Below are 12,728 nucleotides of genomic sequence, written 5' to 3'. Positions count from 1 at the left end.
GGTGAAGCACTGAATTCATTAGTGTGTGATGATTGTAAAAGCACAGCACACACGGTGCAAGCCGAGTATTATCAGGCTCGGCTTACGTACAAATTGACTTAGTGCCGTACTAGTCAATTTTTGTTTGAAGGTGAGCAAAGTAATCGGCCAAAAACTCATCAAAGCCTTGCGTATCTGCTGCTTCAATGTCTTTTTGCGCCGCAAATGAGCGAGTTACTTCTTCTTCCATCATCGCCTCACTATAAGTGCGATAACGTTGTTCTGTGTTGCTATTTCGGTATTTTTTACCCAGTTCACAGCCCACTTTTCCTAAACCACCTAATTCTTTCGTCATCGCCAATAACTGACCGGAAATAGTTTGCTGAGGATCATCATTCCATTGTTCTAACAAGTTGCACACCGCGACATAATCATCACTGCCGTGCGCTTCATCCATGACAATAGCTATACTGCGAAGATCTTCAAAGACGCGCTTAACCCAAAGCTGGCTAGAGAGTTTTTCACCTTCACAGCCAATTTTAAGTTCCAAGCCTTTCTTACGCCCTTCTAGAATGACTTTGTTCCAGTTCTGACGCCAACATTCCAGTTCACAATCATCCATCGGCTCTGAGTCTTTCAGCGCACACCATGTAATAAATAGGTCAAGGAAACGGATCTGCTCCTTAGTGATACCAATAGGACTAAACGGATTGACATCCAAAGAGCGAACTTCAATGTATTCCACGCCGGCTCTTGATAGTGCTTCTGATGGCTTTTCACCATTTTTCGCAACTCGCTTTGGTCGAATCGGTGCATATAGCTCATTTTCTATCTGCAAGACGTAATCATTTAATTGACGGTACTCTCCGTCAACTTTGACACCAATTTTGGCAAAGTCACCCGATGGGGTATGAATCGCTTCATTCAACCCTTCTAAATATTGATTTAGGCTGTTAAAACCGATTTTTAGCGAGCTTTGCGCATTGTTGGTATAGCCCAAATCACTCAGACGTAATGACGTCGCTTCAGGGAGATAAAGCGTCCCGCCAATTTTCTCAAATGGCAACGCACTCTCTTTTCCTTGTACAAACGAACTACATAAGGCTGGCGAAGCGCCAAAGAAATAAGGAATTAACCACCCAAAACGGTAGTAGTTGCGAATTAAGCCAAAATACCCTTCCGATTTAGATGCTTGACGAGTTGTCTCATCTTGTTCGCCATATAGCGCATCCCAAAAAGACTCTGGGAACGAAAAGTTAAAGTGTACACCTGAGATAACCTGCATCAAACTGCCATAACGGTGCTTTAAACCTTGTCGGTACAAGGTTTTCATTCGCCCTGCATTCGAACTGCCGTACTGAGCAAGGGCAATATCATCTTCTTTGCCGACGTAGCAAGGCATCGAAAGCGGCCATAGCTTTTCGTTGTCTAACTTCGCTTGAGTGAAGTGATGAATATCTGACAATTGATTAACGAGAGTATCCACGTCGTGGGAGACTGGCGTAATAAACTCGAGTAATGATTCAGAAAAGTCCGTTGTAATATATTCATTCGTCAGCGCAGAACCTAGCGAGGTAGGGTGAGGCGTCATAGCCAATTGGCCATCTTCGGTATAACGTAACGTCTCTCTTTCTACACCGCGACCAAACTCTTTAAAGACAGTCTGATCTTTAGCAACCTGCTCCAGTCGCGTAGCAAAATTAGTCAAAATGCGATTCGCTTATATGTTGTTGTTCCAATTGAGGGCTAGGTGAAACATTATCAATGCCACTCCTATCCCCCCTATATGGTCACTCTATTGAGAGATTTCAAGCATTTCAATTGGAATATTCAGTTTCTCTAATTGTGGTTTTAATGCCTTGGCATCACCCACGACAATAATCTGATACTGACTCGGGTCAAACCATTTTTCCGCTAGGGCATCCAACTCCGATTTTTCAACGGTTTCAACAATCTCGTTACGCTGCTTGAGGTAATCTCTGTCTAAACTATAGGTCAAAATACTCGATAGTAAGCTGGCTTTTTGGCTCGGAGTTTCGTACGTCAACGCATCTTGCTGACCAACCGCTAATCGCATGAAATTCAGTTCATCTTCTGTCATGCCATTGTCACTGTAATTTTTTAGCTCTTTAAGCAACTCTTCAATGGAAGCAATGGTTGAATCTGCACGTACCTGTGCACTAAAAACGATCGCGCCCACTTCGCGGTTACTGGCAAAGTACCCACTCGCACCATAGGTGTAGCCTTTATCTTCACGCAAATTCTGATTAATCCTGCTATTAAAATTGCCCGCCAAGTTAAAGTTCGCTAAGCGGCTCAAATACAACTCTCCCGTTGCATCAAAGCGCATCCCTTGGCGAACCAAACGCACAATGCTTTGTGGCGCGGCGGGTTTATCCACCAAGTAAATGTGTTGACCCGCTAACGGCTTCACCGCTTCTGGAGCCAACAGAGGGGCAGCTGCACCCTGCCAGTTTTTCCAAAAGCCAAGATTTTGCTCTATCTGTTTACGGCTTACATCACCAACCACCACAATTTGCGCACTTTGCGGCGTGTAGTGCGAACGATAGAAGGCTTTAACTTCATCGAGTGTAATGGAGGCAATCGACGACTCTGATCCGTCAGAAGAACGCCCAAAGACCGTATCACCAAACAGTACATCACGTGTTGCTTGCGATGCCATCCAACTTGGTTTCTGATGCTGATATACCAAACCTTCTAACATCTGTGCTTTCAGGCGGTCAAAGTCACTCTGCTTCATCGCTGGGTTAAACAACACGTCTTGAACTAGCGCTAATGTTTGAGTCAGATTTTTCTCTAGAGAAGAGACGGTGACTCGTGTCGAGTACGAGCCTGCGCTGATGCTAATTTGGCTACCAAGCTGGTCAAGCTTTGCTTGCAGTTCTTCGACACTTAATGTTGTTGTGCCCTCTTCCATCATGGAGGCTGTCATACCAGCAAGGCCTTCTTTGCCTCTCTCGACGTAACGCTCTCCCGCTGGTAACTGAAAATGTATTTCTACGGTTGGTGTTTCTGAGCTCACGGTACCAAGTAGCTCACTACCGTTATCAAAGTGTACTTGGTAAAGCTCTGGCATGGTTGCTTTTACTGCCTGCGCCACTTCTGGCATCGCGCTGCGATCAAAATCATCAACCGGACGGCGGAACGTTAACTGATCTTCGGTCACTTTGACATAAGCAGGTAGCGTGCGTTTAGGGGTCTCAAAGTTCGCCTGTTGCACCGCCGTATCCGACTGCCCCACAGGTACCACACTTAATGTCACTTTCGGTTTGTTGTTGATGAATTGATTGTAAGCCGCTTTAACATCTTCAGGTGTGACTGCACGGATCTGAGTAAGCTGCTGCTCTAACCTGTCTGGTTGATTAAAGAAGGTTTGGTTAGACGCAAGCTGCGTGACTTTGCCTTTAACACTTTGCAACGCAAAGACTGAGCCTGATTCAGACAATCCCGTGATCTGTTCTAAACGAGCCTGACTAATGCCTTCTTTTTCAAACTCATCCAGCGTGCTCAACAATTCTTGATAAAGTGCCTTTAAGCCATCTTTATCTGTTGAAGCGCCCATTGCATACACAAAGAAATTGCATGACAACTCATTACATTCGGTAAAAGCACCTGCATCGAGCGCTTTCTGAGTCTTAATCAACTTTTGATACAGTAATCCATTCGTCCCGCCACCAATAGCATCAGCCATTGCTTCGAGTGTGGCTTGATTGTCAGCCCCTCTATAGCTATCGGTCGGCCAGCCTATGACAACCATAGGTTGACGAATTCGGTCTTCTAATGTGACGTAACGATCATTTGGGACAATAGCTGGCTGTTTCGGCGCCTTATCGACACTTGGACCTTTTGGAATAGAACCATAGTACTTACTAATCCACTGTAAGGTCTGCTCGGTATCGATGTCGCCACCAATAGTTAATACCGCATTATTCGGACCATACCAGCGTAAAAAGAAAGCTTTTAGATCATTCACATCCACACGATCTAAATCCTCTACATAACCAATTGGCTGCCACGAATATGGATGCCCTTCTGGATACATGGCTTCGCCCATTTTTTCCCAAACTAAGCCGTAAGGGCGATTGTCATAGTTTTGCGCTCGTTCATTTTTTACTGTATCTCGCTGGATCTCAAATTTGTGCTGAGAAACTGCGCCAAGTAAAAAGCCCATACGATCGGCTTCAAGCCAAAGAATTTTTTCTAACTGATTCGCAGGGACAGTTTCAAAGTAGTTGGTGCGATCACGTGTCGTGGTGCCATTAAGCGTACCACCAGCTTCGGTGATAATTTTAAAATGTTGCTGGTCACCAACGTGTTCCGAGCCTTGAAACATCATATGCTCAAAAAAGTGTGCAAAGCCCGATTTTCCCACTTCTTCGCGCGCAGAACCTACATGATAAGTGACATCGACATGCACTAACGGATCGGAATTATCAGGGGCAAGGATGACCGTTAAGCCATTATCTAACTGGTACTTCGAATAGGGGATCATCGTTTTACTCGGATCCGGCTTTGCTTCTTCAATCAGACGCACACCATCAGGCAAGTTAACTGTCGTCGATGTTGTAGTCTCGCTGCTACAACCGTAAATAAAGACTAACGACATCATGCCGAGCCAGATCTTTTTCATATATGCTCCTTAGAAGAGACCAAAGAAGATCGCTGCCAATGCAGCGTAGCGAAGCGCCTTACCAATTGCGATAAGTACAACACAAGGAAGAAATTTCATTCTTAACCACCCTGCGGCTAAACACAGGGGATCACCAATGACAGGTAGCCAACTGAACAACAGTGTCCAGTAACCATATTTTTGTATCCAAGCTATGGCTTTATGACCATGCTTTTCGTTTTGAGTTCGATTTGGTAACCAAAGACCGATCCAGTAATTCGTCAACCCACCGAGAGTGTTACCAATTGTCGCTACCAAAATAACGGTCAAAGTACTGTACTGACCCAGACTTAACGTTGCAACTAATCCTGCTTCCGACCCACCGGGTAGCAACGTCGCACTTAAAAAACCGGAGATAAATAAGACCGCTAACGCAGAGTCGGCAAACCAAGACTGCGCTAGATATTGAGAAAACGACTCTAACATTGCATATCCAATAAGACTTTCCCACGCGTGCGGCTGGTTTCAACTTGCTTATGAGCGCTAATAACATCATGCCATGGGAAAATGTGCTGTATTTCTGTTTTCAGTAAACCAACTCCGACCATATATAGCAATGTCTCCATCTGTTTAGGGTCTGGAGACACCAACATGCCGCTGGCACTAAAACCTAGCAGCGTCGCTTTCTCACAGACGAGTTCAGCCGTTACTGTAGGAATGGTGATCACTCGTGCATGGTCTTTTAAACACTTCAATGCATCAAGTGCAACCTCTCCACCAACAAGGTCAATCAGGACATCGATATCAGATAACCGTTCCGAGGCAGGTGCAAATTGATAGTTAATCGCGTGTGCACCAAGCGTCGCCAGATAGTCCAAATTAGCTTCACTGCATGTGGTATACACTTCCGCTTTTGTCGCAATCGCAATTTGCACCGCAATATGCCCCACCCCACCCGCTCCTGCTAAAATAAGTACACGCTCGCCTTCTTTAACTTGCGCTTTATTAATCGCTTGAGCGGCAGTTTGACCAGCTAAAGGCAATGCCGCCGCCGCTTCTAAGGTCACTGTGCTAGGGACTGAGGATAGCTCGCTCTCTGGGACGCAAACGTATTGGCTATACCCCCCACCTCGAACTGGAAACCCAATAAAGCCTGCCACTTCATCACCAACAGAGAAACGGGATACATTGTCGCCGCACTGCTCGATTTTCCCCGAAATGTCATATCCAGGCACCCAAGGCAAGTTATCTTTATTCTCACTGGCTGCCCAACCAAGACCCGCCCGTGTTTTGACATCAATTGGATTAATGCTAGAAAAAGCGACTCTGACTAGCACTTCCCCCTTGCGGGGTGTTGGCATGTCAATTTCACGCGTTTGGAGCACCTCTGGAGCGCCAAATTCAGGGATTACAATTTGTTTGCATTGCATGTCACTATCCTTTTTTCGTGCAGTGACAACATATTAGCCATTTAGTACCCAGACTACTAGGTCATTAAATCAACCATTCACTGCCGCTATGTAACAAAATAAGCGCCAGATATCGTATCTGAAATACGACAGGCAACAAAAAGGGGAAGCTTAGCTCCCCCCTTTTACTATCTAGCAACCTGATTAGCCAACCAGCGCCAGTAGTATGCCTGCCGCAACGGCTGAGCCTAATACACCAGCAACATTTGGTCCCATCGCATGCATCAACAAGAAGTTTTGTGGGTTGGCCTCTAAACCAACTTTATTCACAACTCGCGCTGCCATCGGTACCGCAGAAACTCCTGCTGCGCCAATGAGTGGGTTAATGTCCTCTTTAGAGTACTTATTAAGAAGCTTAGCCATAAGCACGCCTCCGGCAGTACCAATACTAAATGCCACGGCCCCTAAGGCTAAAATGCCTAAGGTTTCAAAGTTTAAGAACTGATCCGCCTGTAACTTTGAACCAACACCTAACCCTAAAAAGATAGTTACGATATTGATAAGTTCGTTTTGCGCGGTTTTGGATAGACGATCAACGACACCAGCCTCACGCATCAAGTTACCAAGACAAAACATTCCGACCAATGGCGTTGCTGAAGGTAAGAACAAGATAGTCATCAACAAGACAGCTAGAGGAAAGAGGATCTTCTCACCTTTACTAACATGACGCAGCTGAGCCATTTTTATCTTGCGCTCTTCCGGAGTCGTCAGTGCTTTCATGATAGGCGGCTGAATTATCGGTACCAATGCCATGTAACTATACGCAGCAACCGCGATGGCTCCCAATAAATCTGGGGACAAACGGCTGGCTAAGAAAATAGCCGTCGGCCCGTCGGCACCACCAATAATGGCAATCGACGCCGCATCTGGCATAGAAAACTCCATACCAGGCACGTAGTTAAGTAAAATTGCGCCAAATAGCGTTGCAAAAATACCAAACTGAGCCGCAGCGCCTAGCCATAACGTTTTCGGGTTGGCAATTAATGCCCCGAAATCGGTCATAGCGCCAACGCCCATAAAGATTAGCAATGGAAAAACGCCAGTTTCAATACCGATGTAATACACGTAGTACAATAAACCGCCAGGATCGGTAAATCCAGCATTAGGGATGTTAGCGAGTACTGCGCCAAAGCCGATCGGCAATAGTAACAGTGGTTCAAAGCCCTTCTTTATCGCTAAAAACAGCAATAAACCACCGACTAACATCATACAGATCTGGCCAAACTCAAAGTTAGCGATCCCTGTTTCTGACCATAAGGTCATCAATCCGTCCATGGTACTCCCTTACGCCAAACTAACGAGAGGTGCGCCAACGGTAACCGCATCGCCCTCTTTGACATGTATATCGTGCACCACACCACTTTGTGCTGCTCGGACCTCTGTTTCCATTTTCATGGCTTCTAAAATCAGTAGTACGTCGCCCTCTTCCACCTGAGCGCCGGACGCGACGTTAACCTTAAAGATATTACCTGCCAACGGTGCACCTACCGCTTCTACGTTCGTAGCTGCAACTGGGGCAGATTGTACCGGAGCGGCAGCAGCAGAAGGCGTTACTGATGTGAGTTCACCTTTAGGACCGACTTCAACATCATAAACTTGTCCATCAACCTTCACGCTATAAGACTCAATCCCACCACTGCTCGGTGCCGGAGACGTTGCTTGAGCAACTGGTTTCGCTGTTTCTAACGTCGGCGCTGGTTCAAATGCATCGGGGTTGTGACGATTTTTTAAGAACTTTAACCCTACTTGTGGGAACAAAGCATACGTCAGTACATCATCAACCGTATCCTCTGCTAAGGAAATCCCCTCGGATTTCGCCTTAACGAGCAGCTCATCGGTTAATGTATGCATTTCCGCTTCCAATCGATCCGCAGGACGACAAGTAATAGGCTCTGCACCATCGAGTACTTTCGCTTGTAGCTCGGCGTTCACTGGTGCTGGCGCAGTTCCGTACTCACCTTTGAGGACACCAGCAGTCTCTTTAGTGATACTCTTATAACGCTCACCAGTCAGCACATTAATGACCGCTTGAGTACCGACAATTTGCGATGTTGGCGTGACCAATGGAATATGCCCTAAGTCTTCGCGTACGCGAGGGATCTCTTCAAGTACTTCATCAAGACGATCAGCGGCGCCCTGCTCTTTAAGTTGACCTTCCATGTTAGTCAACATGCCACCCGGAACCTGAGCAATCAAAATACGCGAATCGACACCTTTCAGTTGTCCTTCCCATTTTGCGTATTTTTTACGAACTTCTCTAAAGTAAGCTGCGATAGGCTCAATTTGTTCTAGTTTGAGGTTAGTATCACGCTCAGTCCCTTGTAACATCGCCACCACGGTTTCAGTTGGTGTGTGACCATAAGTCTGACTCATTGATGAAATAGCGGTATCTAAGATATCAATGCCGGCCTCAACCGCTTTTACTGCCGTTGCAGCAGATAAACCCGTTGTAGCATGGCAATGCAACGCGAGTGGCACATCACAAGACTCTTTAATTCTAGCAATAAGATCTTCTGCTTCATAAGGTTTTAAAAGACCTGCCATGTCTTTTATACAAAGAGAGTGACACCCAAGATCTTCAAGGCGTTTCGCTAGATCAACCCAAGTATTCGTGTTGTGTACTGGGCTTGTGGTGTAAGACAATGTTCCTTGTGCATGGGCACCCACGTCAACGGTTGCCTTCACTGCTTTTTCAAAGTTGCGAACATCGTTCATCGCATCAAAGATACGGAAAACATCCATGCCATTTGCATGAGCACGTTCAACAAACTTTTCCACTACGTCATCAGCATAATGGCGGTAACCCAATAAATTCTGACCACGCAGAAGCATTTGCATCGGCGTATTTGGCATTGCCTTCTTTAGTTCACGTAAGCGCTCCCAAGGATCTTCACCCAAGAAACGAATACATGAATCAAAAGTGGCACCGCCCCATGTTTCCAACGACCAGTAGCCGACTTTATCCAGCTCGGCGGCAATAGGTAACATATCTTCAATTCGCATACGGGTAGCAAACAGTGACTGATGGGCGTCACGAAGTACCACGTCCGTGATAGCTAGTGGTTTAGACATGCTCATTAACTCCTTTTAATCTTAACTTAATCTATTTTGCGGCCGAAGTGCGGTATTGGTGTACGGCTGCAGAAATAGCAGCGACAACACTCGGGCTAACAGTATTCGATGGGGACAGTGATGGTTTAGTTTGTTTTGGGGCAGCGATCGGCTCTGGCGCTTCTTCTGGCACCAATTTCGACATTAACCGAACGAGATAAACAAGAATAGTTAGAAATACGAATACAACGGACATGCCCGTTAGCATTAGGGTAGCCGCATCGCCTAGCAGGCTTCCAATATTAGTCATTTTGCGTCCTTTCTTTGTCATCCTGACAAGTCATTCAACCAAGTACTAGGCATCATTGCCTAAGGTTAGATATGCATACGTTCTTACATTGCTTCCATTGCAAGAGGACTAGGATTATCTCGATTGGTGAAAGTTTGTCAATTTTGTTTAATCTAGAGTTGCCATTAAAACGTTATTCAAACGAAAAACTATGATGAAGGCGACAATTTATCGTGTAAGACACGTTACACAGAACTTCATACTGAGTGAACAACATAACAAAGTAAGGGTTTAAAACTGAGACACGCTTAAAATTACAAGTAACTTTCTTTTAAAAAACAGCCATTTGTAATAATAAGGTTAGTGATATGATAATTTTTTGTTAATAAAAAACCCCGCCAAAGGCAGGGTTTTAAATAAGTGGCGCGTCCTGGAGGATTCGAACCTCCGACCGCCTGGTTCGTAGCCAGGTACTCTATCCAGCTGAGCTAAGGACGCACAGATGCTTAATATTACTATCAAACACTTCCAAATTGTGGCGCGCTCTGGAGGATTCGAACCTCCGACCGCCTGGTTCGTAGCCAGGTACTCTATCCAGCTGAGCTAAGAGCGCACAAAGTTTTAATATCGTATTCTTTTCAAGAAAACCATATCAGGATCTAAGACCCTAAAAGGTGGCGCGTCCTGGAGGATTCGAACCTCCGACCGCCTGGTTCGTAGCCAGGTACTCTATCCAGCTGAGCTAAGGACGCACGGGATGTTTAATATTGCTACCAAACATTTTCCAAATTGTGGCGCGCTCTGGAGGATTCGAACCTCCGACCGCCTGGTTCGTAGCCAGGTACTCTATCCAGCTGAGCTAAGAGCGCACAAGGTTTTGATGTCGTATTCTTTTTCAAGAAAACTGCATCAGGGTCTAAGACCCTAAAAAGTGGCGCGTCCTGGAGGATTCGAACCTCCGACCGCCTGGTTCGTAGCCAGGTACTCTATCCAGCTGAGCTAAGGACGCGCAGTATGCTCGATATTACTATCAAACATTTTCAAATTGTGGCGCGCTCTGGAGGATTCGAACCTCCGACCGCCTGGTTCGTAGCCAGGTACTCTATCCAGCTGAGCTAAGAGCGCGCAGAATGTGAAGCATATCACATTAGATTGTCTTGAGAACAAAAAAATTGACTCAAGGTCAATAATGGCGGTGAGGGAGGGATTCGAACCCTCGATACGGCTATAAACCGTATACTCCCTTAGCAGGGGAGCGCCTTCAGCCTCTCGGCCACCTCACCGTCTTGTATTGCTAATCTTCCTTTGCAAGAGGAAGTGGCGCGCTCTGGAGGATTCGAACCTCCGACCGCCTGGTTCGTAGCCAGGTACTCTATCCAGCTGAGCTAAGAGCGCATCATTTACTTCGCTTTATGAATTCCTTCACAAAATTAAGTAGTGCAAGAATGGCGGTGAGGGAGGGATTCGAACCCTCGATACGGCTATAAACCGTATACTCCCTTAGCAGGGGAGCGCCTTCAGCCTCTCGGCCACCTCACCGTCTTGCGGAGGCACATATTACGATTTACCAAAAATAAGTCAAACACTTTCTTGGCAAAAATTGCAAAAAACAGCTTAACCGTTGGCAAATTAATCAAAGTGCCACATAAGCACATTTTCACTGTTTAAAATTCGCACTAAGTCTAAGACATAATAGCAAATTGTAGATAATAAAAAGGCCAGCAAAATGCTAGCCCTCTTTAAAAGAAATTAGTAGTTGCCAGGTGCAACATTACCATTTCCCTTTTCTGCTTGAATGCGCATGTAAATTTCTTCACGGTGCACTGATACTTCTTTAGGAGCATTAACACCAATGCGAACCTGGTTACCCTTTACACCCAATACAGTAACAGTGACTTCGTCACCAATCATTAATGTTTCACCAACACGGCGAGTCAAAATCAGCATTCTTTGCTCCTTGAGTAATCTCTAATTATCTTGCTACGAAACACATTATCCAACATAAGTTATATTTTCGTAAACTATCTTCTAACAACTATTTACCCCAAATAGGCCAATTTCTCTTCTCTTGAAACGGTGTCATTGGAAATAATGTAGTTATCATGCAGTACGTTAGCCGCTTTGTCGATAGCCTCAGAGGCTATAACGAAAGTAAATGAGTGTTTATCTTCACAAAAGTGTAGAACAGATATTTCCGCCAAGTTGAGAAGTTGTTGAGATTGTGAGGTAAAGGATGGCGAGATATCCCCCACAACGGTCACTAGCCCCACTGGACTTTTTTCTGTCACAGCCTCGGATAACATGGCCATAACTCGATGTATCGCATCAGGCTGAGCAATTAGGATGTAATCAGCGTCATCGGTAATCTGACATTCAATCTCTATACCACATAACTTGATTTGCTGGTCAATACGCTGCTTTTGCTGCAAGGGTATCGATATTGCTAACAAGTGCTTTTGCAATGCGACACCTGAAATACCTGACGCAGGGACTCGCCCCTTAACCAACGTGCCGGCTCCGGACTCAAAACTGGAGAGAACACGTAGAGGAACATCATTCTCCCCAGCATACATCACGCAAGGCAGGTGCAATACCTTTGCCCCTCTTTTCGACATTACCTCCATCGTGGTAAAGTCGATACTCTCTAAACACTTCGCATTCACTACTATACGTGGGTCAGCGGTATAAATGCCGGCTACATCAGTGTAGATTTGGCACTCATCAGCCAACAGCGCACCCGCTAGTGTCACTGCGGTTGTGTCCGACCCTCCCCTTCCCAAAGTGGTAATATCGCCAAGGGCATTAACCCCTTGAAAACCAGCAACAATAACAATGAGATCGTCATCTAGGTAACTCTGTATTGCTTGCGGGTTTATTTCGCTAATCGTGGCGTGGTTATGCAGATTATTTGTCTGGATCTGAGCTTGATGCCCTGTCAATGAGACAGAGTGGTGACCTAATTTACTCAAGGCCATGGCTAACAATGCCATTGACACCTGCTCCCCCGTAGACAGCAGGACATCGAGCTCACGAGCATTCGGTACACTATCAATTTGTTTTGCTAACTCGACTAAGCGATTTGTCTCACCTGACATCGCAGAGACCACAACCACAAGTCGATTTCCCGCTAGTTTAGCTTGAATCACTTGCTCTGCAACACTTTGAATACGCTCAATAGAGCCGACCGAAGTCCCACCAAATTTTTGTACGATTAGCGGTTTTTTCACCAGTTTTCACCATCCCAGACAGCTGTAATGTGTCTCTTACCCACAGGAGCCCTATACCAATTGTCTGCTTAACCTGTCATTGA

General features: G+C 45.7%; 9 protein-coding genes and 9 tRNA genes. All 18 read right to left on the bottom strand.

The genetic code is table 11. The features are described from left to right. Window positions 1–109: 109 nt before the first annotated feature. Window positions 110–1,687 (bottom strand): glutamate--cysteine ligase, encoded by a 1,578-nt coding sequence (gshA, locus tag L4D74_RS00970; protein ID WP_428750317.1) that lies wholly within the window; start codon window positions 1,685–1,687, stop codon window positions 110–112. Between the two features lie 87 nt (window positions 1,688–1,774). Next, window positions 1,775–4,630 (bottom strand): M16 family metallopeptidase, encoded by a 2,856-nt coding sequence (locus L4D74_RS00965; RefSeq protein ID WP_428750316.1) that lies wholly within the window; start codon window positions 4,628–4,630, stop codon window positions 1,775–1,777. 9 nt (window positions 4,631–4,639) lie between these two features. Next, window positions 4,640–5,095: a YqaA family protein gene (locus L4D74_RS00960; protein ID WP_265676308.1), complete on the bottom strand. Its 456-nt coding sequence runs from the start codon at window positions 5,093–5,095 to the stop codon at window positions 4,640–4,642. Beyond that, a complete protein-coding gene (locus tag L4D74_RS00955; protein WP_428750315.1) occupies window positions 5,089–6,039 on the bottom strand; it encodes an NADP-dependent oxidoreductase in 951 nt (316 codons plus the stop codon). Before L4D74_RS00955 ends, L4D74_RS00960 begins: the two co-directional genes overlap by 7 nt. Before the next feature lie 183 nt (window positions 6,040–6,222). Further along, complete coding sequence (locus L4D74_RS00950; RefSeq protein WP_250615855.1) at window positions 6,223–7,353, bottom strand: sodium ion-translocating decarboxylase subunit beta; 1,131 nt, start codon at window positions 7,351–7,353, stop codon at window positions 6,223–6,225. A gap of 9 nt (window positions 7,354–7,362) precedes the next feature. Beyond that, a complete protein-coding gene (oadA, locus tag L4D74_RS00945) occupies window positions 7,363–9,150 on the bottom strand; it encodes a sodium-extruding oxaloacetate decarboxylase subunit alpha (protein WP_428750314.1) in 1,788 nt (595 codons plus the stop codon). A gap of 31 nt (window positions 9,151–9,181) precedes the next feature. Further along, window positions 9,182–9,439 carry an oxaloacetate decarboxylase subunit gamma gene (locus tag L4D74_RS00940; protein ID WP_265676312.1) on the bottom strand — a complete coding sequence of 86 codons (258 nt, stop codon included), beginning with the start codon at window positions 9,437–9,439 and terminating at the stop codon, window positions 9,182–9,184. Between the two features lie 400 nt (window positions 9,440–9,839). After that, a tRNA-Arg gene (locus tag L4D74_RS00935) sits at window positions 9,840–9,916 on the bottom strand. Window positions 9,917–9,954: 38 nt separating this feature from the next. Beyond that, a tRNA-Arg gene (locus L4D74_RS00930) sits at window positions 9,955–10,031 on the bottom strand. Window positions 10,032–10,093: 62 nt separating this feature from the next. Then, a tRNA-Arg gene (locus L4D74_RS00925) sits at window positions 10,094–10,170 on the bottom strand. A gap of 40 nt (window positions 10,171–10,210) precedes the next feature. Then, a tRNA-Arg gene (locus tag L4D74_RS00920) sits at window positions 10,211–10,287 on the bottom strand. Window positions 10,288–10,350: 63 nt separating this feature from the next. Then, a tRNA-Arg gene (locus L4D74_RS00915) sits at window positions 10,351–10,427 on the bottom strand. Between the two features lie 39 nt (window positions 10,428–10,466). Next, window positions 10,467–10,543: transfer RNA gene (locus tag L4D74_RS00910), tRNA-Arg, on the bottom strand. 65 nt (window positions 10,544–10,608) lie between these two features. After that, window positions 10,609–10,701 (bottom strand) — tRNA-Ser (locus L4D74_RS00905). A gap of 35 nt (window positions 10,702–10,736) precedes the next feature. Further along, window positions 10,737–10,813: transfer RNA gene (locus L4D74_RS00900), tRNA-Arg, on the bottom strand. Window positions 10,814–10,864: 51 nt separating this feature from the next. Next, window positions 10,865–10,957 (bottom strand) — tRNA-Ser (locus L4D74_RS00895). 210 nt (window positions 10,958–11,167) lie between these two features. Further along, window positions 11,168–11,365: a carbon storage regulator CsrA gene (csrA, locus tag L4D74_RS00890; protein WP_009847619.1), complete on the bottom strand. Its 198-nt coding sequence runs from the start codon at window positions 11,363–11,365 to the stop codon at window positions 11,168–11,170. Window positions 11,366–11,457: 92 nt separating this feature from the next. After that, entirely contained in the window at window positions 11,458–12,645 is a 1,188-nt protein-coding gene (locus tag L4D74_RS00885) for an aspartate kinase (RefSeq protein ID WP_428750313.1), read from the bottom strand. Between the last annotated feature and the right edge of the window lie 83 nt (window positions 12,646–12,728).

The sequence above is a fragment of the Vibrio cionasavignyae genome, assembly GCF_050337155.1.
GTDB lineage: Bacteria > Pseudomonadota > Gammaproteobacteria > Enterobacterales > Vibrionaceae > Vibrio > Vibrio nomapromontoriensis.
Note: the sequence above shows the minus strand (reverse complement) of the source record. Positions and strands in the feature narration are given on the sequence as shown.